Below are 20,670 nucleotides of genomic sequence, written 5' to 3' on the forward strand. Positions count from 1 at the left end.
GCGGCTGTTCCTTGGCTCATGGGCACCAGTAAATCTCTAACGTAGGTTGCAGAAACGCGCGAATCGGCATTGCGGCGACATCGTCGCTGGCCAGTGCGGTACTCAGGGTAGTCAGCTTGGACTGACCGGAAATCGATAGAACCTTGTGTTTGGCCGAGGCCAGCAGCGCGCGGCTCATGGTCAGGCGCTGATGCGGCACGGTCGGCGCCAGCATCGGCCAGCAGCGACGGACGCCATCGACTTGCAATGCCTCGGCAAGGTTCGGGCTGTTGGGGAACAGCGACGCGGTGTGGCCGTCATCGCCCATGCCGAGGATCAGCACGTCGATCAGCGGCAACTCGGACAGCAAACGGTCGGCCTGCTCGGCCGCCTGTTCCAGGTTGGCGCTGGCGCTGTACAGGCTCAGGAACTGCGCCTTGGCCGCCGGGCCTTGCAGCAGGTAACGCTTGATCAGACCGGCGTTGCTGTCGGCGTGTTCGACCGGTACCCAGCGCTCGTCGGCCAGGCTGATCACCACGCGCGACCAGTCCAGCACTTGCTTGGCCAGGTGCTGGAAAAACGCCACCGGGCTGCGGCCACCGGAAACCACCAGGGTCGCGGTGCCCTGGGCGTCGATCGCGTCGCTCAGTTGTTTCGCCACGTTCAGTGCCAGGCTTTCAGCCAGCAGCACCGGGCTCTTGAACGCATGGGCGCTGACGCCCCGCGGCAGTTTCAAATCAGATATCGCCATACCACGACCTCCCGTCCCGCGTGATCAGAGCAATGGAGCTCATCGGCCCCCAGGACCCGGCCGCGTACGGCTTGGGCGCATCACCGGATTTTTTCCACCCGGCGATCAACTGGTCACACCAATTCCACGCGGCTTCGATTTCATCTTTACGGACAAACAGGTTCTGATTGCCGCGCATCACTTCCAGCAACAACCGCTCGTAGGCATCGGGAATCCGTGCGCTGCTCCAGGTGTCGGAAAAATTCAGCTGCAATGGACCGCTGCGCAGCTGCATGCCTTTGTCCAGGCCTTGATCTTTGGTCATCACGCGCAAGGAAATGCCTTCGTCCGGCTGCAGGCGGATAATCAGCTTGTTGCTGATTTGCAGGCGCTGCTCGGGAGCGAAGATGTAGTGCGACGGCTCCTTGAAGTGGATGACGATCTGCGACAGCTTCTGCGGCATGCGTTTGCCGGTACGCAGGTAAAACGGCACGCCGGCCCAGCGCCAGTTGCGGATGTCGGCGCGCAGGGCAACAAAGGTTTCGGTATTGCTCTGGGTGTTGGAGTTAGGTTCTTCCAGGTACCCCGGCACTGCTTTGCCTTCGCTGTAGCCGGCGATGTACTGGCCGCGCACCACCTGGGTGGTCAGGCCTTCCGGGCTGATCGGCGCCAGGGCCTTGAGCACTTTGACCTTCTCATCGCGGATGCTGTCGGCGGACAGGTCGGCCGGCGGGTCCATGGCGATCAGGCAGAGCAGTTGCAGCAGGTGGTTCTGGATCATGTCCCGCAGCTGGCCGGCCTTGTCAAAGTAACCCCAGCGGCCCTCGATGCCGACCTGCTCGGCCACGGTGATTTCCACATGGGAAATGTAATTCTGGTTCCACTGGGTTTCGAACAGGCTGTTGGCGAAACGCAGGGCGATCAGGTTCTGGACGGTTTCCTTGCCCAGATAGTGGTCGATGCGGTAGGTGCGGTTCTCCGGGAAGAACTGCGCCACGGCGTCGTTGACCTTGCGCGAGGATTCCAGGTCCGAACCGATGGGCTTTTCCAGCACCACGCGGGTGTTTTCTGCCAGACCGACCTTGGCCAGGTTCTCGCAAATCGCGCCATACACCGCGGCCGGGGTCGCAAAGTAGGCGATGACCCGCTGCGAACTACCGGCGGATTCGGCCAGGGCCACATAATCATCGGGGTTGAGGAAGTCGACGTGCAGGTAGCTCAGGCGCGCCAGAAAACGCTCGACCACGGCTTCGTCCAGCTCTTTGGCACCGACATAGCGGCGCAGCTCGGAGGTGATGAACGCCAGGTGTTCCTGCTCGCTGCCCGGCTCACGGGCCAGCGCGATGATCCGCGTATCCTCGTGCAACAGGCCGGCGCCGTCGAGTTGATAAAGGGCAGGAAACAGCTTGCGTAAGGCCAGGTCGCCAAGGGCGCCGAACAAGGCAAAGGTGCACGGTTCAACCGTAATCGAGAGCATGATGTTTGTTCTTTTATCAAGTTAAGCTACAAATACCTTTTTTTAAGGCATCACTCAAGGGAAAATGTAGTAATAACCACAACATTTTCGCAAAATACAGATTGCGAGTGGTGGTCGGTCGGAGCCATCAGTAGGATAGGCCACCGTTACGGGCCTCACCAAAGGCCCTTTTTGCATTAGCCGCGCGCTTATCGGTGCCGGTGAATCAAGGATACTTATATGGACCGCGTGCGAAATTTACTGGAGCAAATCCAGAATCGCCTTGAAGAGCTGAACAAGGCCGAACGCAAAGTCGCCGAGGTGATCCTGCTCAACCCGCAGCAGGCCACCCGCTTCAGCATCGCCGCCCTCGCCCAGGCCGCCTCGGTCAGCGAACCGACGGTCAACCGCTTCTGCCGTTCGTTCGGCGTCAGCGGCTACCCTGAGCTCAAACTGCAACTGGCCCAGAGCCTGGCCAGTGGCGCCGCTTATGTCAGCCGTGCGGTGGAGGCCGATGACAATCCAGAGGCCTACACGCAGAAGATCTTCGGCAGCGCCATCGCCTCGCTGGACAGCGCCTGCCAGGCACTGGACCCGAACCTGATCAGCCGCGCCGTCGACCTGCTGATCCAGGCGCGGCAGATCCACTTCTTCGGCCTCGGCGCCTCGGCCCCGGTGGCACTGGATGCGCAGCACAAGTTCTTCCGCTTCAACCTCGCCGTCACGGCCCACGCGGATGTGCTGATGCAGCGCATGATTGCCTCCGTGGCCCATACCGGAGAGCTGTTCGTGATCATTTCCTATACCGGTCGCACCCGCGAACTGGTAGAAGTGGCGCGCATCGCCCGGGAAAACGGCGCCTCGGTGCTTGGCCTGACCGCCGAGAACTCGCCACTGGCCAAGGCCAGCACCCTGAGCCTGAACATTCCGCTGCCGGAAGACACCGACATCTACATGCCGATGACGTCGCGGATCATCCAGCTGACCGTGCTGGACGTGCTCGCTACCGGCATGACCTTGCGCCGGGGCGTGGACTTCCAGCCGCATTTGCGCAAGATCAAGGAGAGCCTGAATGCCAGCCGGTATCCGGTGGGTGACGAGTTCAACTGATCCGAAATCTCGGCTGACCGGTCCGGCCTCTTCGCGAGCAGGCTCGCTCCCACAGGGGATTTGGCTTGAACATAAACCTTGTGTTCACCGAAGACCCAATGTGGGAGCGAGCCTGCTCGCGAAGGGGCCAGCCCAGACACCACAAGATCCAGAACTAAGCCCCCACCCGCGCCTGCAAACTCAAATGGGCCCGCTCCCCAGGCTTCAGGCACAGGCTGTCAGTACCGCCGCTCGCCGCTTCCACACAGACAAATTCGGATATCTCGTTCCAGGTCACGCCGAGCAACGGACGTGAACCGGGGTGCCACACCACCGTGTCTGCCGTATCCCCGGTATCAATGCACAACGCCCGGTCCCAGGCGTGGTCGTTCAACTGCAATTCGCCGTCATGCTGGAACACCCGCTGGCACCCGCCGTCCACGCGTAACTCGCCTTCCTGCTGACAAACCTGCCGGCTCAACTGGTCGTAACCCTGCGCCCCTTCGAGCCCAGACAGCGCTATCTCACTGACATCGCCAATACGCCAGTAAGCATGCAACGCCTGGCTCAACTGGCACGGCATGTCGTCCTGATGCTCGGTGCTCAGGCGCAGCTCCATGCGTTCACCCAGATGCGCGTGCAGGTCCACCTGCCAGTCGCACAGCTTCAGTTGCCAGTGCAATCGCACGCCATCGTCGTCACTGTTGCTGTCAAGCAGCTTCCAGTCGAGCAACCGCGCCCAGCCATGGGACGGCCAGGCGTTTTCGCTCGGATGCCGGCCATACCAAGGCCAACACACCGGTACGCCACCGCGAATGGCGCCGACCTGCGGCCACTTTGCCGCGCACCACAGCCAGGGTTTCTGGCCCTTGGGCTGGAAGTGCAACAGCTGCGCGCCCTGACGGCTGAACACCGCCTGACACAGCGGATGATCGATCACCAGCACATCGCGCGTCTGATAGCGCTCCCACGCAAACAACGGACGTTCGCGCAAGGATTTGAAGAAGCGTTGTAGCGGATGCTCAAGCATGTGCCACGGTCCTGAAAATCATCTGTCACCGGGGTGCGCGGCCCGTAAAAAAAAGCGGACAGCCATGGCTGTCCGCAAATATGCGCACTTGGAGAGAAGCTTATCGCAGACGCGTTAGAACACCGACTGAATTTTCAGGCCGGCCACCAGCGCGTTGTCGACTTCATCCACACCACCCGGGTGCGTGACGTATTGCAGGTTGGGACGTACGGTCAGCCAGTTGGTCACGTGGAAGCCGTAGTTGATCTCGTAGTTGTATTCGGTTTCACGAATGGGCGAGAACAGCGGATTGTCGTATTCCGAAACACCGTTGGCGACGTTGGTCAGTTCGGCGTTTTTCTTCACGTCATCGTTGACATGGATACGGGCGAAACCGATACCCACGTCATCCTTGGGACGTGCGTCGAACGGGCCCTTGTACACGAACATCAGCGACTGGTAGTTGTCGATGAAGTTGGTGTCCTTGTCATGGAAAGTGGCGTTGGCCGCGATGTTCAGACCACGGGAAGCATCGCCATTGTGGCTGGTGAGTTGCTGCTGCGCGACGAACCAGTAGCCGTGCTTGCTATCGTGGACGCGATAAGGGTTGCCGGTGGTCGCGGCGTTCTGGCCGTTGTCGTCCTCGAGAACATCGTCGGCATCAGAGGTACTTTTGTAGTAACCGACACGGTATTCACCCGGCAGGTTGTTGACCTTCGGCGACCAGACCAGCTCGACTGGCAGGACGGTGCCATTGGTGCCACTGCCGCTGAGCTTGAAGCCGTTACCGTGCTCCAGTTGCGACGTGTTCTGGTTGTACGCGCCGATCTGGGCGTAGAGCTCGTCATTGATGTTGTACTTCACGCGGATCGCCGCCTGGCTGACCGGCCAGTTGTACCAGATGTTGGTCGCCCAGTTACCTACCTGGGAACCGCAGAACGCCAGGTTCTGGAATTCGCACGGGAAGGTGTTGAAGTCTTCACCTTCACCGAAGTAACCGGCCTTGACGTCCAGCTTGTTGTCGAAGAACTGGTGCTGAATCCACAGTTGGGTCAGACGGACCATGTGGCCGCGACCATAGACTTCCTGGGAGGAACTCAAGGTGCCGGCACGCGGATCGCCGATACGGTCGTTGGAGATATTCTCACCGTTACGGTTGGTGAGCTGGATCTTGGCCTGGGTGTTATCCCAGCCGAACAGTTTCTCCAGGTCCAGCGCCGCGCCCAGGCCAAACTGGTCGGCGTAGCGCGCGGTCTTGTCATCGTTGAAACCGCCGTGCAGGTTGCCGCCGACTTCACCGACGTAGTCCATCTTGATGTCGATACCTTGCTCGATCAGCTTGGTACGCTCGCCACCCCAGTCGCCCGTCATCCATTTGGAGTCAGAGCTGAACGCTTCATCGGCCATCGCATTGCCGGCCAGAACCAGTGCTGCCGCTGCTGAAACCTGGCAGATCAACCGGGCCTTGTTCTTCATCTTCATCCCTACTTCCTCGTTTTATTGTTATTAACTTTTCTTCTTTAACGCGGTTACATCAGTTGCGATGCACGACAGGCCGCGCACCACGGATCCCCCCTCTGTAGGAGCGAGCTTGCTCGCGATGGACGCAATGACGACGCGTACTCTCTGATTAAATGCGGCGCCGTTGAGATCATCGCGAGCAAGCTCGCTCCTACAGTTTTGTTCTTCAGCGGCCTTTGAATTGGGCCACGTTGGCGCTGTGCGCCTCGGTTTTCGGCAGGCCGGCAACCCCCAACCGTTCCCCGGTCTTCGCATCGAACAGCAGCACTTTCGCCGGATCGAATTGCAGGGTCAGGGTCTCGCCCACCGCCGGCGCAACGTCCGGTGCCAGGCGGCAGCAGACCTTGGTGTCGTTGAGGTTGACGAAGACCAGGGTGTCGGGCCCGGTCGGTTCGGTGACCTGGACTTCGGCGCGAATGGTCGGCAAACCGTTCGCTTCGCCGTTGGCGAGGATGATCTGCTCAGGGCGCATGCCGAGGATCACTTCGCGGTCTTCAAGACCCGCGTCCTGCATGCTCAGCGGCAGTTCGCAACGGGCCTGGCCGCTGTCGAGCAGCGCCAGCAGACGACCGTCCTTGCGCTGCAGGCGCAACGGGATGAAGTTCATCGGCGGCGAACCGATGAAGCTCGCCACGAACAGGTTGGCCGGGTTGTTGTAGATGTCCTTCGGCGTGCCGAACTGCTGGATGATCCCGTCCTTCATCACCGCCACTTTGTCGCCCAGGGTCATGGCTTCGATCTGGTCGTGGGTCACGTAGACCGTGGTGGTTTTCAGGCGCTGGTGCATCAGTTTCATTTCGGTGCGCATCTCGACCCGCAGCTTGGCGTCGAGGTTGGACAACGGTTCGTCGAACAGATAGATCTTCGGCCGCCGCGCGAGGGCACGGCCCATCGCCACGCGCTGTTGCTGGCCGCCGGAGAGCTGGCCGGGTTTGCGGCTGAGCAGGTGTTCGATCTGCAACAGCTTGGAAACCCGAGCGACTTCTTCGTCGATTTCCGCAGTCGGCATTTTGCGGATCTTCAGGCCGAAGGCGATGTTGTCGCGCACGCTCATGGTCGGGTACAGCGCATAGGACTGGAACACCATGGCGATGTCGCGATCCTTGGGGCTCATGCCGCTGATGTCGGCGTCGTCCACCAGGATCGCACCGCCGCTGATGGTTTCCAGGCCGGCGATGCAGTTCATCAGCGTGGATTTACCGCAGCCCGACGGGCCGACCAGGATCAGGAATTCCCCGTCATCGATTTTCAGTTCGATGTTTTTCAGGGTGTCCGGCAAGCCGGGGCCGTAGGTCTTGTTGACGTTGCGTAATTCGAGAGTTGCCATGTTTCTACCCCTTGACCGCGCCGGACGTCAGCCCACGCAGGAAATACTTGCCAGCGAATATGTAGACCAGCAGTGTCGGCAGCCCGGCGATCATCGCGGCGGCCATATCAACGTTGTATTCCTTGGCCCCGGTGCTGGTATTGACCAGGTTGTTCAGGGCCACGGTAATTGGCTGGGCATCGCCGCTGGCGAACACCACGCCGAACAGGAAGTCGTTCCAGATCTGGGTGAACTGCCAGATCAGGCAGACCATCACGATCGGGATCGACATCGGCAGCAGGATCTTCAGGAAGATCGTGAAGAAGCCCGCGCCGTCGAGCCTTGCGGCCTTGACCAGCGCATCCGGAATGCTCACGTAGTAGTTGCGGAAGAACAGCGTGGTGAACGCCAGGCCGTAGACCACGTGCACCAGCACCAGGCCGGTGGTGGTGTTGGCCAGGCCGAACTTGCCGAGGGTGAACGAGGCCGGCAGCAGCACCGTCTGGAACGGCAGGAAGCAGCCGAACAGCAACAGGCCGAAGAACAGTTGCGAACCACGGAAGCGCCACATCGACAGCACGTAGCCGTTCATGGCCCCGATGAAGGTCGAGATCAGCACTGCTGGCACGGTGATTTTCACCGAGTTCCAGAAGTAGCCGCCGACCACGTCCCAGGCCTTGATCCAGCCGATGCCATCGATCACGGTCGGCCAGCTCAACAGGTTGCCGGTACGGATGTCTTCCGGGGATTTGAAACTGGTCAGCAGCATCACCACCAGCGGGATCAGGTATACCGCCGCTGCCAACAGCAGGGTGGCGTAGATCGCGATGCGACTGAAACTGATACCAGGCTTTCCGAGTTGATTAGTCATGGCGTTTGCCTCGCAGCTCGGAGTACAGGTACGGCACGAGGATGGTCAGCACGGCACCGAGCATCAGCATGGCGCTGGCCGAACCGATGCCCATCTGGCCACGGCTGAAGGTGAAGGAATACATGAACATCGCCGGCAGGTCGGAGGAGTAACCCGGACCGCCCGCGGTCATCGCCGCAACCAGGTCGAAGCTCTTGATCGCGATGTGCGCCAGGATCATGAAGGCACTGAAGAACACCGGGCGCAGACTCGGCAGGACGATCTTCAGGTAGATGGTCGGCAGGCTCGCCCCGTCGACTTGCGCGGCACGGATGATCGATTGATCGACGCCGCGCAGACCGGCGAGGAACATCGCCATGACAAACCCGGAGGCCTGCCACACGGCGGCGATCACCAGGCAGTACACCACGCGATCCTGATCCACCAGCCAGTCGAGACGAAAGCCTTCCCAGCCCCAGTCACGCAGCATCTTGTCCAGGCCCAGGCCAGGGTTGAGCAGCCATTTCCACGCGGTACCGGTGACGATCATCGACAGCGCCATCGGGTACAGGTAGACGGTGCGGATGAAGCCTTCCTTGCGAATGCGCTGGTCCAGCAACACGGCGAGGAACACGCCCAGCACCAGGCTGATGCCGATGAACATGCCGCCGAACACCGCGAGGTTCTTGCTCGCGACCCACCAGCGGTCGTTGTCCATCAGGCGCATGTATTGCTGCAGGCCGACCCACTTGTAGCTCGGCATGAAGCTGGAGTTGGTGAAGGACAGAATGAACGTCCAGATGATGTAACCGTAGAAGCCAACCAACACGATCAGCATGCTCGGCGCGAGTACCAACTTGGGTAGCCAGCGTTGCAGCGCATCGAACGGTGAGGCTTTGCTGAAAACCGCCACAGAGCTCATCGGGATAATCCAGGTGAAGGGGAATGAACCGACACAGTGATCCCTTGTGGGAGCGAGCCTGCTCGCGAAGGCGGAGTTTCAGTCGACATCATTGCTGAATGTCAGACCGCTTTCGCGAGCAGGCTCGCTCCCACAGGGGGAGCTTGGTGTCAGGAGTTACTGGGCAGCTTTGACAGCCGAGGCCAGTTGGGCGCTGGCCTTGGCCGGGTCAGCATCCTTGTCGTTCATGAAGTTGGTGACCACGTCGAAGATCGCGCCCTGCACAGCCAGGGAGGTGGCCATGTTGTGCGCCATGCTCGGTTGCAGGCCGCCGGTCTTGTCGTCCGCGATGAAGTCCTTCGCCGCCTTCTGGGCGCACTCGTCGAAGCCGAGCTTGTCCATTTCGTTCAGCATGTCGTTACGCACCGGGATCGAACCCTTGTTCATGCTGAAGACTTTCTGGAAGTCGGTGCCCAATGCGACCTTGGCCAGGTCCTGCTGGGCAGCGATGTCACCCTTGCGATCGGCCTTGAGCTTGAACACCGCCAGGGAGTCGATGTTGTAGGTGAAGGCTTTTTCAGTGCCCGGGAACGCTACGCACTGGTAGTCCTTGCCCGCGACTTTCTTCGCCGCCGTCCACTCGCTTTTCGCCCAGTCGCCCATCATCTGCATGCCGGCCTTGCCATTGATGACTTCAGCGGCGGCGATGTTCCAGTCACGACCGGCGCGGTTCGGGTCCATGTAGCCGGTGATCTTTTTCAGCTCGGCGAACGACTGGGTCATCTGCGGGCCGGACAGGGTTTTCTGGTCCAGATCGACCAGGGCTTTCTTGTAACCGTCAGCGCCCATGACCGAGAGCACCACGTCTTCGAACACGGTGCTGTCCTGCCAGGGCTGGCCGCCGTGGGCGAGCGCGATGAAGCCGGCGGCTTTCAACTTGTCGCCGGCGGCATAGAATTCTTCGAGGGTGGTCGGGGCTTTTTCGATCCCGGCTTTCTTGAACACTTCGGGGTTGATCCACAGCCAGTTGACGCGGTGGATGTTCACCGGCACGGCCACGTAATCGCCTTCGTACTTAACGGTGTCGGAGACTTTCTTCGACAACAGGCCATCCCAGTTTTCGGACTTGGATACTTCTTTCAATGCGTCGGTGCTGAGCAGGCCAGTGCTGCCCCACTCCTGGATGTCCGGACCCTTGATCTGTGCAACGCCCGGCGGGTTGCCGGCTACGGCGCGACTCTTGAGTACGGTCATGGCCGTGGAACCGCCACCACCGGCGACTGCGCCGTCCTTCCAGGTGAAGCCGTCTTTTTCGACTTGAGCCTTCAGGACATCGACCGCTGCTTTTTCACCACCGGAAGTCCACCAGTGAACGACTTCAACGGAACCTTTGGATTCGGCGGCCAGGACACTGAGAGGGAGTGCAGACAGGGAAGCGAGAGAAATGACAGTAGCGAGGCGAGAAAACGAATTCATCCAGGAGCACCTTTCTTGTTGTTATGCATGCAAGTCTGTTGCTTGCGCTGCATAGGATTCTAAACAGGGGATATCCCCTCGCAGGTAACGAAGGGATGCGCAAATGTCACCGCATGGTTACATAGAACCGCTCTGGGACAAGCGCGCCAGCGCCGTGGCCATGCTCGGCGCCAGCGTCAGGCGCGGAATCAGCACGGCTTGCCAGGCGTGGTAAAGGTCAGGTTTGCCAGGCCAGATATCGGCACTTGGGCGGTTCAGCGGGTCGAGTTCGTGATGCCAACTGCCATCGCAACGGTCGATGAAATGACTGTCACAGAACTCCCAGAACAGTCGGTACCAGTGTTCGTATTGTTCATCGCCAGTGCGCTTGAGCAAGGCACTGGCGGCGGCGCTGGCTTCGCAATGGGTCCAGTGCAGGCGATGGCGGACCACCGCTTTGTTGTCCCAGTCCAGGGTGTAGACAATGCCCGGCGCACCATCGACGTCCCAGCCGTGGAGGCAATTGTGCTCGAACAGTTTTTGCGCGTCGGTGACCAGCCAGCCCGGCGTGAGCATCCCGGCCTTCACCCGCGAAGCTTCGAGGTGCAGCAACAGCCGCGCCCACTCGAAACCATGACCCGGGGTGGTGCCGTAGGGGCGAAAGCCGTCGGCCGGATTTTCGCGGTTGTACTCGCGCAGCGGCTGCCAGGCGCGGTCGAAATGCTCGATCACCAGGTAGTCGTTGGCGGCTGCGTGACCATGGATCACGCGCTCGACAATCCGTTGGGCACGGCTCAGCCAACGGCTGTCATCAGTGACATCGGCCAAGGCGAGGAAGGCTTCAGTGGCGTGCATGTTGCTGTTGGCGCCTCGGTAGGCTTCTTCTTCACTCCAGTCGCGATTGAAGGATTCGCGCATGGCGCCTTCTTCTTCGCTCCAGAAACAGGTGTCGATGATGTCGATGGCATCATCAAGCAAGGCTTGCGCACCGGGGCGTTGCGCGACCACCGCAGAACTGGCTGCCAGTGCTACGAAGGCATGCAGGTAGGCGTTCTTGCCGGTGTTGCCGTCGCGATGCTCGGCAACCGCGAACCAGCCACCGTGCACCGCATCACGCAACGGCCCGCGCAGCGCCGCGACACCGTGATCCACCAGCTCGGCAAAACCCGGCAAGCCCTGAATATGGGCCATGGCGAAGCTGTGGGTCATGCGCGCGGTGTTCATGGTCTGGGCTTGCGCATCAGCCGGGAGGCGACCTTTTTCATCGAGGTTGCCGAAGCCTTCAGGCAGTTTCGAAGCTTTGGCAAACGCCAGCAGGCGCAAGCCTTCGGTGGCAAGCCATTGCTGATGGGCAGGTGCATTCAGCCAACTGCTGAAGGCTGGTTGGAAGGTGTCCATGGCGTACCTTTTTTGTTGTTATGACTGTGGGGCAGCATAAACAACAGACGAAGGTCGGCTTGTAACGAAGGGGATGGGTTATGTCACCGAGCCGTGACATTTACCTTGAGGGATGTGTTGAATGATCTGACGCCTTCGCGAGCAGGCTCGCTCCCACAGGGGGGGGGCTGCGTCGTACACGAATCCAATGTGGGAGCGAGCCTGCTCGCGAAGAACGATAACGCGGTCTGACTAGTCAACACTGCGGGGCAACTGCAGGGTCACCCGCAACCCACCCTCACGCAGATTCTGCAAACTCACTTCACCGCCATGGCTATGGGCAATGTTGCGGGCAATCCCCAGCCCCAAGCCATAACCCTGCTGCTGCCCGGCCAGGCGGAAGTGCGGTTCGAACACCTGCTCCAGGCGCTGCTCCGGCACGCCCGGCCCTTCATCATCGACATGCAGGATAAACGCGCTTTCGTCGTCATCGATGTGCAGGTGCGCGTTCTGCCCGTACTTCAGCGCATTGTCGATCAGGTTGCCGATGCAGCGCTTGAGCGCCAGCGGTTTGCCCGGGTACGCCGCCAGCGCCCGCCCCTGCTGGGTCACGCGGCCGTTGCCGTTCGGCGCGAGATAGGGCTCCACCAGACAGTCGAGCACATGGTTGAGGTCAACCGGCTCGATGTTCTCGTGGATGTCGGTGTCTTTCACGCATTGCAGCGCGCCCTTGACCAGCAATTCGAGCTCGTCCAGATCGCGCCCGAACTTGGTTTGCAGCGTTTCGTCTTCGAGCAATTCGACCCGCAGGCGCAGGCGGGTGATCGGCGTTCGCAGGTCGTGGGAAATGGCGCTGAACAACTGGCTGCGCTCGGTCAGGTAACGGCTGATGCGCTCGCGCATGGTGTTGAAGGCGCGCCCGACCTCGACCACTTCGCTGCCACCGCCCTCGGCCACCGGTTCCACGTCGGCCCCCAACGACAGGTCCCGCGCCGCCCGCGCCAGGCGCTTGAGCGGACGACTCTGCCAGTGCACCAGCAGACCGATGAACAACAGCAAAAAGCTGCTGGTCAGGACAATGAACCACACCTGCTGCGCCGGCAGGCCCTGCTCCTCAAGACTGGTATAAGGCTCGGGCAACAACGAGGCGATGTACAGCCATTCGCCCGGCGCCATCTGGATCTGCGTGACCAGCACCGGCGGGTTCACCGGCTCCAGGGTCAGCGCGTAGTGCGCCCAGGAGCGTGGCAACTCATCGAGCTTCAGGCCGCCATTGAAGATGCGCAGGTCTTCCGGGCTGACGAAGGTGACCGAGATATCCGTGTCCTGGCCGAGTGACTGGCGCAGCACTTCGTCCACCGCTTTGAGCACCGCCTCTTTGCGCGGGGTGATGGGCAGCACCTCCATGCCCAGGGGTTTGTCGTTGAGCGTCACCACGAACCGGGTGCCGCCCATGCTGCGCAACTGATCAAGCACCAGGGGCCGAAACGCCACCGGCAACGAACGGAAATAACTGACGCTGGCGGTCATTGAGTGGGCCAGGCTGCGAGCACTGGTGACCAGGCCCTCGAGCTGAGTCGCGCGCAGTTGCGACACCCAGATCACACTCGACAATGCCTGGGCGAACAACACCGCCAGCAGGGTCAGCAACAACATCCGCCCGAGCAGCGAACGCGGCATCGGCACCTTGGCGGCGAGCTTGCGCAAAGTTTCAGTGACCATTGCCGGCAACCACGTTGGCCGCCAGTTGGTAGCCGCTGCCGCGCACGGTGCGGATCAGCCGTGGTGGTTTTTCCGTGTCGCGCAGGCGCTGACGCAACCGGCTGACTGCCATGTCGACGATGCGATCCAGGGGCATCAGTTCACGGCCGCGAGTGGCGTTGCCGATAGTGTCGCGGTCGAGGATTTCCTGCGGGTGATCGAGGAACAGTTTCAGCAGCGCAAAGTCGGCGCCCGAGAGAATCACCTCTTCGCCGTCGATGTGAAACAGCCGATGGCTGACCATGTCCAGGCGCCAGTCATCGAAGGCCAGCACCTCACCGCCACTGCGCTCCTGACCGAACTGCGCGCGGCGCAGCAACGCCTTGATCCGAGCCTGCAATTCCCGTGGACTGAAAGGCTTGCCGAGGTAATCGTCGGCGCCCAGTTCCAGGCCGATGACACGGTCGGCTTCGTCGGAACTGGCGGTGAGCATGATGATCGGTACCTGCGCCTGGCGCGGGTGCTGGCGAATCCAGCGGCACAGGCTGAAGCCGTCTTCGTCGGGCAGCATCACATCAAGGATCACCAGATCGGCCGACGCATCGTTCAGCGCCTGGCGAAAACCGGCGCCATCGGCGGTGGCACGCACCTGAAAACCGGCGCGGGTCAGGTAGGTATCCAGCAACTCGCGTATCTCTTGATCGTCATCGACCAACAAAATCGACTTGTTGACTGAGCTCACAGGAAGGCGTCCTTGTTGTTTGAATTGGGCGGATTATGCCTTAAGCACTGAAACTGCAAACACCACAAAACAATTGTAGGAGCGAGCCTGCTCGCGATGGACTTGCAGGCACCGCGTACATTCAGAAAGCACGCGTTATCGTTGACGTCCATCGCGAGCAGGCTCGCTCCTACAGGTAATCGGGTTTCAATTCGGGATTGATTGCTCCAGCGCTACTCCCGCCCCAACAAGGCCCGAATACGGCGCCGTCACCAGCCACACCGGAATCCCCTTGAAGTAATCGCTCATGCAGCCCTTGTCGGCGAAGCAGCGGGCGAAGCCGCTTTCGAGGAAGAAATCGGCAAACCGTGGGATCACCCCGCCCACGATGTACACGCCACCGCGCCCACCGGTGGTCAGCACATTGTTGCCGGCCACGCGACCGAGCCAGCAGCAGAACTGCTCAAGCACTTCCACGGCAATCGGGTCGCCTGCCAGCCCGGCAGCGGTGATGGCTTCCGGCGTGTCGAGCACCGGTGTGTGCCCGTCCACCGCGCAGATCGCCCGGTAGACACGCGGCAAGCCGCCGCCGCTCAACGCGGTTTCAGCGCTGACGTGGCCGATCTCATTGAAAATGTGCTGCCAGAGTTGGGTTTCACGCGGGCTGCTCAGTGGCAGGTCGACGTGACCGCCCTCCCCCGGCAACGCGGCGAATCGGCCCTCGCCCAGATCGAGCAAAGTGCCGACCCCCAGGCCCGTGCCCGGGCCAATCACCACCGCCGGGCGCAATGGCTCCGGCGTGCCTTCGCAAACCACGCGGAATTCGCCGGGCTGCAAACGGGTCATGCCCAGGGCCATGGCCGAGAAGTCGTTGACCAGCAACAGCTGATCCACCTGCAAGGTCTGGCAAAAGCCCTTGCGGCTCAGGCGCCAGTGATTGTTGGTGAACTTGAATTCATCACCACTCACCGGGCCCGCCACCGACAGGCACACCGAGCCGATCGAACCCGGCGCCAGCCCCAGGCCATTGAGGTAGAGACTGATCGCCTCTACCGGGCTGGGGAAATCTGCCGTTGCCAGCACCTGGACCGATTCCAGTTGCTGGTTTTTCCACAACGCGAAACGTGCGTTGGTCCCACCGATGTCACCGACCAAAGCCAGTTTCAATTAAGCGTCTCCAGGGCAGAAGTAAAGGCGCTGGCGCCCTGCTCCGCCGAGCTGAAGGCCATGCGCATGAAACCAAACAGTTCGCGACCGGTGCCGATGTTGTTGCCCAACAGGCCCTTGGCCGGCGTGCGCGCTGCAAATTCCTCGGCGTCCACCTTAAGCTCCAGGGTGCCTTTGACGCCATCGACGCGGATGATATCGCCCTCTTGCACCCGCGCCAAAGCGCCACCGACATAAGCTTCGGGGCTGACATGAATGGCCGCCGGGATTTTCCCCGACGCGCCGGACATGCGCCCGTCGGTCACCAGCGCGACTTTGAAGCCGCGATCCTGCAGCACGCCGAGGAACGGCGTCATCTTGTGCAGCTCTGGCATGCCGTTGGAGCGCGGGCCCTGGAAGCGCATCACCGCGACAAAATCCTTTTCCAGCAAACCGGCCTTGAAGGCATCGGCCAGGTCCTGCTGATCCTGGAACACCATGGCTGGCGCTTCGACGATCTGGTTTTCCACGGCCACGGCGGAGACTTTCATCACGCCACGACCGAGGTTGCCTTCCATCACCCGCAGGCCACCCTCTGCCGAGAATGCACGGGCGACTGGGCGCAGGATGCTTTCATCGAGGCTGTCGGTCACGCCTTCACGCCAGACCAGTTGGCCATTGTCGAGGAACGGCTCCTGGGTGTAGCGGCTCAGGCCATGGCCCATCACGGTGTTGACGTTTTCGTGGAGCAACCCGGCGTCCAGCAGTTCACGGATCAGAAACGACATGCCGCCCGCGGCCTGGAAGTGGTTGATGTCGGCCTTGCCGTTCGGGTAGACGTGGCTCAGGGTCGGCACGACTTCGGAGAGGTCGGCCATGTCCTGCCAGGTCAATTGAATGCCCGCCGCCATGGCGATGGCCGGCATGTGCAGGGTGTGGTTGGTCGAGCCGCCCGTGGCGTGCAGCGCGACAATCGAGTTGACCAGCGAACGCTCGTCGACGATTTCGCCGATTGGCATGAAGTCGCCGTTCTGCTTGGTCAGCCGCGTGACCTGGTGCGCGGCTTCGCGGGTCAAGGCATCGCGCAGCGGCGTGTTCGGGTTGACGAAGGACGCGCCCGGCAGGTGCAGGCCCATGACTTCCATCAGCAACTGGTTGGTGTTGGCGGTGCCGTAGAAGGTGCAGGTACCAGGGCTGTGGTAGGACTTCATTTCCGATTCCAGCAGCTCTTCGCGGGTCGCCTTGCCTTCGGCGTACTTCTGGCGCACATCGGCTTTCTGCTTGTTGGAAATGCCCGACACCATCGGCCCGCCCGGTACGAAGATCATCGGCAGATGGCCGAAGCGCAGCGCGCCCATCATCAACCCCGGCACGATCTTGTCGCAGATGCCGAGCAGCAGCGCGCCGTCGAACATGTTGTGGGACAGCGCCACGGCGGTGGACAACGCGATCACTTCGCGGCTCGGCAGGCTCAGTTCCATGCCCGGCTCGCCCTGGGTCACGCCATCGCACATGGCCGGGGTGCCACCGGCGAACTGGCCGACGGAGCCGATTTCGCGCAGGGCTTTCTTGATCAGTTCGGGGAAGACTTCATACGGCTGGTGCGCCGAGAGCATGTCGTTATAAGACGACACTATCGCGATGTTGGCGGAGTTCATCATCCGCAGGCTGTGCTTGTCGTCGCTGCCGCAACCGGCCACGCCATGGGCGAAGTTGGCGCATTGCAGCTTGCCGCGCATCGGACCGTCGCTGGCCGCACCGCGGATCAATGCAAGGTAGGCCTCGCGCGTGGCGCGGCTGCGGGCGATAAGCCGTTCAGTGACCTCAAGGACGCGGGGATGCATGTGTAGAACTCCAGGCTAACGGATGTGGCGACCTGATTGTCTATGCTGATCAAAGGCCGGTGTCGATGGGATGACAGACGGTTTATTTGACCATTCGGACCAGTTGATTCAGGTCACTCGTTGTAGATCGAACAAAATATTGCCATCAAAAAGGCTTGTTTTCTATTTTTTTACGAATAATCTTGTAATTCCAACAACAAAACGACGGTAGCGCCGCACTATGACTCTTCGAATCGCAATCAATGGTTTTGGCCGCATCGGCCGTAATGTCCTGCGCGCACTCTATACCCAGGGCTACCGTCAGGATCTGCAGATCGTTGCCATCAACGACCTTGGCGACAGCGCGATCAATGCTCATCTGCTCAAGTACGACACCGTTCACGGCACGTTCGATGCCGATGTCCAGCACGACCAGGAGAGCCTGACGGTCAACGGCGACCGCATTTCGGTCAGTGCCATCCGCAACCCGGCCGACCTGCCCTGGGCCGCGGAAAAAATTGATGTCGTGTTCGAATGCACTGGTCTGTTCACCGACCGGGCCAAGGCCGCCGCGCATATTACGGCCGGCGCACGCAAAGTGATCATCTCGGCTCCGGCCAAAGGCGCCGACGCTACCGTGGTCTACGGTGTTAACCACGACATTCTGCGCCAATCGCACCAGATTATTTCCAACGCGTCGTGCACCACCAACTGCCTGGCCCCGGTGGCCCAGGTGCTGCATCGCGAACTGGGCATCGAAAGCGGTCTGATGACCACCATCCACGCCTACACCAACGATCAGCACCTGACCGACGTCTATCACGTCGATCCATACCGCGCCCGTTCGGCCACCCAGAACATGATCCCGAGCAAGACCGGTGCTGCTGAAGCGGTGGGCCTGGTGCTGCCGGAACTGGCGGGCAAATTGACCGGCATGTCGGTGCGCGTCCCGGTGATCAATGTGTCGCTGGTGGACCTGACGGTGCAGCTCAAGCGCGAAGCGTCGGCCGATGAAGTCAATGCGCTGCTGAAAGAAGCCAGCCAGCACTCGAAGATCCTTGGCTATAACACCCTGCCGCTGGTCTCCAGCGACTTCAACCACAACCCGCTGTCGTCGATCTTCGACGCCAACCACACCAAGTCCAGCGGCAAGCTGCTTAAGGTACTGGCGTGGTATGACAACGAATGGGGCTTCTCCAACCGCATGCTCGATAACTGCCTGGCGCTGTGCAACGCTGAATAAGCAGCACGCCCCCCCGGTCTTGTAGGAGCGAGCTTGCTCGCAATGGTCGTTAACGATGACAAGGGGCGCCTGAATGAGCGTGGGGTCCTTACATCCATCGCGAGCAAGCTCGCTCCTACAGGGTACGTGTCATTTCTGGAGCGGCAACCGATGATCGGCATCAGCTTTACACAAAAGACCCTGTTGGCGCGCAAGCGCATCGCCCTGGTCGCCCATGACCACTGCAAGGTGTTCTTGCTGGACTGGGCCGAACGGCAGAAAGACAGACTGGCCCGGCATGATCTGGTCGCCACCGGCACCACGGGATTGTTGTTGCAGCAACGTCTCGACCTGCCGGTGCAAAGCATGATCAGCGGGCCACTGGGCGGCGACCAGCAGCTCGGTGCGCAAATCGCCGAGCAGCGGGTCGACATGCTGGTGTTTTTCTGGGACCCGTTCGAACCCCAGCCCCACGACCCGGACATCAAGGCGTTGCTGCGGGTCGCGGCGGTGTGGAACATCCCGGTGGCGTGCAACGAATGCAGCGCCGACTACCTGCTCAGCAGCCCGTTGATGGATCAGGCGCATACCCATCGGATTCCCGATTACGCCACCTATTTGCAGGGCCGCGCATAAAGCTTCACAAATCAGCACTTGACCACTCGAGTAGATGATAAGCATTATCATCTACTCGAAATGGATCAGGTTCTCCCGTGAGTCAGTCGCGCTTCAACCACGTTTTCCTCGCCCAGCGCACCTCCCTGCTGCGCACGCTGGAACGGATGGTCAACAATCACAGCACCGCTGAAGACCTCTTGCAGGAGACCTACCTGCGGGTGACCCGTGCATTGAGCGAACGGACCATCGATCATCTTGAACCCTTTGTCTTCCAGACGGCGCGCAACCTGGCGCTGGACCATTTGCGCGCGCGGCGCATCCATTCGCGCACCATGGTCGACGACGTTCCGCAGGAGGTGATGCACAGCATCGCCGCCCCCACCAGCAGCGCCGAAGACGCCGCCCACGCCGAACAATTGCTGGAGCGCCTGAACGTGAGCCTCGGTCAACTCAGCGCCCGCCAACAGCGGATTTTCATCCTCAGCCGCCTGCACGGGCACAGCTATCAGGAAATCGCCGAGGAGCTGAACGTGTCCCTCAGTACCGTGCAGAAAGAACTCAAACTGATCATGTCGATTTGCATCGGTGTCGCCGATCGCTTGAACGCCAACTGAGCGCCAGGACCCCGCACCTACCTGGACCGACTGCGCTGATCATCAGGCTTTGCTACCCTTGGCCCACTTTTACGCTTCACTAAAAAAAACAGCCGTGCACAGACACTGCCGAGGAAACACCGTGACGGACAACCACCGCTCTCCAGAGCCTTCATCGGCGCAGGATCCCGCAAGCGCAATGGACCAAGCCCTGGAGTGGCTGATCGTGCTCGGCAGTCCCGACGAGGAGCAGAGCCGCCAATTCCATGCATGGCTTGATGCCGATCCGTTGAATGCCCAGGCGTTCGCCAAGGCCCAGGCGATCTGGGACGGCCCGCAAGTGGTGCAATGCGCACAAAACCTGGCCGTCCGTCCGTCGAAAGTCACTGTCCTCGCCCGTTTGCGTCCGCACTGGAAACCATTGGCCACCGCCGCCGTGCTGATCCTCGGACTGTTCAGTTTCAGCAGTTTGCCGATGCGCCTGCAGGCCGATCACCTGACCGTGGTCGGCGAGCGCCAGCGCCTGCAACTGGAGGACGGTTCCAGGGTTCTGCTCAATACCAATTCGGCGTTCTCAAGCACCATCAACGACCAGCAACGTGTTGCCCGCCTGTATCAGGGCGAGGCGTTTTTCGAAGTGCAGGCCAATCGCGGCCAGGCACTGGAAATCGACGCCGGCCCGGTCACCGCCAGCGTTCGCGATACCGCGTTTGCCGTGCGCTACCTCGACGGCGTGGCGCAGGTGCGGGTACAGCGCGGGGATGTCGATTTGCGCGCCACCCGGGATGACACGCGGGTGCGCTTGTCCGCCGGGGAAAGCATTCGCATCGGCCCCAACGGCTTCGACCGCCCGGCCAAGCTGGATACCGCCACCGACCTGGCGTGGGTCCAGGGACGGCTGGTGTTCGAAAACTGCCCGTTGAACCAGGTGCTGGCAGAACTTCGCCGCTACTACCCGGGCTGGATCATCAACAACAACGAACAGTTGGCCGATGTCACCGTGACGGGCAACTACCGCCTCGATCAGCCACTGGACGTGGTCCGCTCCCTGGCCCACATCACCTCGGCAAGGCTCCAGGAATTCCCGGCGTTGGTCATCCTGAACTGAATGAGAATTATTTTTACTCGATAGCCAAACCCCGTACGTCTCGTTATAGCCAATGCAATTGATTC

Annotated in this window: 18 protein-coding genes; 5 read left to right on the forward strand and 13 right to left on the reverse strand. The window is 61.0% G+C overall.

The window, feature by feature from the left end; translation table 11 throughout:
• Window positions 1-16: 16 nt before the first annotated feature.
• Entirely contained in the window at window positions 17-730 is a 714-nt protein-coding gene (pgl, locus tag BSF44_RS06140; RefSeq protein ID WP_095942738.1) for a 6-phosphogluconolactonase, read from the reverse strand.
• Complete coding sequence (gene zwf, locus BSF44_RS06145) at window positions 717-2,186, reverse strand: glucose-6-phosphate dehydrogenase (RefSeq protein ID WP_095942739.1); 1,470 nt, start codon at window positions 2,184-2,186, stop codon at window positions 717-719. The genes pgl and zwf overlap by 14 nt, the downstream gene beginning before the upstream one ends.
• 228 nt (window positions 2,187-2,414) lie before the next feature.
• Here zwf and BSF44_RS06150 point away from each other — a divergent pair, with 228 nt between their 5' ends.
• Window positions 2,415-3,275 (forward strand): MurR/RpiR family transcriptional regulator, encoded by an 861-nt coding sequence (locus tag BSF44_RS06150; protein ID WP_170948639.1) that lies wholly within the window; start codon window positions 2,415-2,417, stop codon window positions 3,273-3,275.
• A gap of 154 nt (window positions 3,276-3,429) precedes the next feature.
• On the opposite strand, the gene BSF44_RS06155 is transcribed toward BSF44_RS06150, so the two are convergent.
• From BSF44_RS06155 to edd, 11 genes are all read right to left on the reverse strand, one after another.
• Window positions 3,430-4,284 carry a D-hexose-6-phosphate mutarotase gene (locus tag BSF44_RS06155; RefSeq protein ID WP_095942740.1) on the reverse strand — a complete coding sequence of 285 codons (855 nt, stop codon included), beginning with the start codon at window positions 4,282-4,284 and terminating at the stop codon, window positions 3,430-3,432.
• Between the two features lie 114 nt (window positions 4,285-4,398).
• Complete coding sequence (locus tag BSF44_RS06160; RefSeq protein WP_095942741.1) at window positions 4,399-5,745, reverse strand: carbohydrate porin; 1,347 nt, start codon at window positions 5,743-5,745, stop codon at window positions 4,399-4,401.
• A gap of 205 nt (window positions 5,746-5,950) precedes the next feature.
• A complete protein-coding gene (locus tag BSF44_RS06165) occupies window positions 5,951-7,111 on the reverse strand; it encodes an ABC transporter ATP-binding protein (RefSeq protein ID WP_095942742.1) in 1,161 nt (386 codons plus the stop codon).
• A 4-nt stretch (window positions 7,112-7,115) separates the two neighbouring features.
• Window positions 7,116-7,961, reverse strand: coding sequence for a carbohydrate ABC transporter permease (locus tag BSF44_RS06170; RefSeq protein ID WP_095942743.1), 846 nt, complete (start codon window positions 7,959-7,961; stop codon window positions 7,116-7,118).
• A complete protein-coding gene (locus tag BSF44_RS06175; protein WP_007974433.1) occupies window positions 7,954-8,862 on the reverse strand; it encodes a carbohydrate ABC transporter permease in 909 nt (302 codons plus the stop codon). The genes BSF44_RS06170 and BSF44_RS06175 overlap by 8 nt, the downstream gene beginning before the upstream one ends.
• A 156-nt stretch (window positions 8,863-9,018) precedes the next feature.
• On the reverse strand, window positions 9,019-10,317 hold the full coding sequence (locus tag BSF44_RS06180; protein WP_095942744.1) for an ABC transporter substrate-binding protein: 1,299 nt from the start codon (window positions 10,315-10,317) through the stop codon (window positions 9,019-9,021).
• Between the two features lie 117 nt (window positions 10,318-10,434).
• Complete coding sequence (locus tag BSF44_RS06185; protein ID WP_095942745.1) at window positions 10,435-11,694, reverse strand: AGE family epimerase/isomerase; 1,260 nt, start codon at window positions 11,692-11,694, stop codon at window positions 10,435-10,437.
• A 231-nt stretch (window positions 11,695-11,925) separates the two neighbouring features.
• Window positions 11,926-13,353: an ATP-binding protein gene (locus tag BSF44_RS06190; protein WP_218194546.1), complete on the reverse strand. Its 1,428-nt coding sequence runs from the start codon at window positions 13,351-13,353 to the stop codon at window positions 11,926-11,928.
• Window positions 13,354-13,384: 31 nt separating this feature from the next.
• A complete protein-coding gene (locus BSF44_RS06195; protein WP_095942747.1) occupies window positions 13,385-14,116 on the reverse strand; it encodes a response regulator in 732 nt (243 codons plus the stop codon).
• Between the two features lie 186 nt (window positions 14,117-14,302).
• Window positions 14,303-15,262 carry a glucokinase gene (locus tag BSF44_RS06200; RefSeq protein ID WP_095942748.1) on the reverse strand — a complete coding sequence of 320 codons (960 nt, stop codon included), beginning with the start codon at window positions 15,260-15,262 and terminating at the stop codon, window positions 14,303-14,305.
• Window positions 15,259-17,085, reverse strand: a complete 1,827-nt coding sequence (edd, locus tag BSF44_RS06205; RefSeq protein WP_095942749.1) for a phosphogluconate dehydratase — start codon at window positions 17,083-17,085, stop codon at window positions 15,259-15,261. Before edd ends, BSF44_RS06200 begins: the two co-directional genes overlap by 4 nt.
• A 220-nt stretch (window positions 17,086-17,305) precedes the next feature.
• On the opposite strand from edd, the gene gap reads away from it, so the two are divergent.
• The 4 genes from gap to BSF44_RS06225 all read left to right on the forward strand — a co-directional run bounded on the left by gap (window position 17,306) and on the right by BSF44_RS06225 (window position 20,605).
• Window positions 17,306-18,307: a type I glyceraldehyde-3-phosphate dehydrogenase gene (gap, locus tag BSF44_RS06210; RefSeq protein ID WP_095942750.1), complete on the forward strand. Its 1,002-nt coding sequence runs from the start codon at window positions 17,306-17,308 to the stop codon at window positions 18,305-18,307.
• A 150-nt stretch (window positions 18,308-18,457) separates the two neighbouring features.
• A complete protein-coding gene (locus tag BSF44_RS06215) occupies window positions 18,458-18,922 on the forward strand; it encodes a methylglyoxal synthase (RefSeq protein WP_095942751.1) in 465 nt (154 codons plus the stop codon).
• A gap of 77 nt (window positions 18,923-18,999) precedes the next feature.
• The gene (locus BSF44_RS06220) at window positions 19,000-19,518 is read left to right on the forward strand and encodes an RNA polymerase sigma factor (protein WP_095942752.1); all 519 of its coding nucleotides are present in this window, start codon (window positions 19,000-19,002) and stop codon (window positions 19,516-19,518) included.
• Window positions 19,519-19,639: 121 nt separating this feature from the next.
• A complete protein-coding gene (locus BSF44_RS06225) occupies window positions 19,640-20,605 on the forward strand; it encodes a FecR domain-containing protein (RefSeq protein WP_095942753.1) in 966 nt (321 codons plus the stop codon).
• Window positions 20,606-20,670: the final 65 nt, after the last annotated feature.

This window comes from Pseudomonas sp. ACN8, assembly GCF_002303925.1.
Taxonomy (GTDB): domain Bacteria; phylum Pseudomonadota; class Gammaproteobacteria; order Pseudomonadales; family Pseudomonadaceae; genus Aquipseudomonas.

Excerpts from the sequence above, each read along its gene's own strand:
- BSF44_RS06190 (WP_218194546.1), bottom strand. The coding sequence starts at position 13,353 with ATGCCGCGTTCGCTGCTCGGGCGGATGTTGTTGCTGACCCTGCTGGCG.
- BSF44_RS06180 (WP_095942744.1), bottom strand. The coding sequence starts at position 10,317 with ATGAATTCGTTTTCTCGCCTCGCTACTGTCATTTCTCTCGCTTCCCTG.
- edd (WP_095942749.1), bottom strand. The coding sequence starts at position 17,085 with ATGCATCCCCGCGTCCTTGAGGTCACTGAACGGCTTATCGCCCGCAGC.
- BSF44_RS06165 (WP_095942742.1), bottom strand. The coding sequence starts at position 7,111 with ATGGCAACTCTCGAATTACGCAACGTCAACAAGACCTACGGCCCCGGC.
- BSF44_RS06155 (WP_095942740.1), bottom strand. The coding sequence starts at position 4,284 with ATGCTTGAGCATCCGCTACAACGCTTCTTCAAATCCTTGCGCGAACGT.
- BSF44_RS06215 (WP_095942751.1), top strand. The coding sequence starts at position 18,458 with ATGATCGGCATCAGCTTTACACAAAAGACCCTGTTGGCGCGCAAGCGC.
- zwf (WP_095942739.1), bottom strand. The coding sequence starts at position 2,186 with ATGCTCTCGATTACGGTTGAACCGTGCACCTTTGCCTTGTTCGGCGCC.
- BSF44_RS06175 (WP_007974433.1), bottom strand. The coding sequence starts at position 8,862 with ATGAGCTCTGTGGCGGTTTTCAGCAAAGCCTCACCGTTCGATGCGCTG.
- pgl (WP_095942738.1), bottom strand. The coding sequence starts at position 730 with ATGGCGATATCTGATTTGAAACTGCCGCGGGGCGTCAGCGCCCATGCG.
- BSF44_RS06185 (WP_095942745.1), bottom strand. The coding sequence starts at position 11,694 with ATGGACACCTTCCAACCAGCCTTCAGCAGTTGGCTGAATGCACCTGCC.
- BSF44_RS06170 (WP_095942743.1), bottom strand. The coding sequence starts at position 7,961 with ATGACTAATCAACTCGGAAAGCCTGGTATCAGTTTCAGTCGCATCGCG.
- gap (WP_095942750.1), top strand. The coding sequence starts at position 17,306 with ATGACTCTTCGAATCGCAATCAATGGTTTTGGCCGCATCGGCCGTAAT.
- BSF44_RS06160 (WP_095942741.1), bottom strand. The coding sequence starts at position 5,745 with ATGAAGATGAAGAACAAGGCCCGGTTGATCTGCCAGGTTTCAGCAGCG.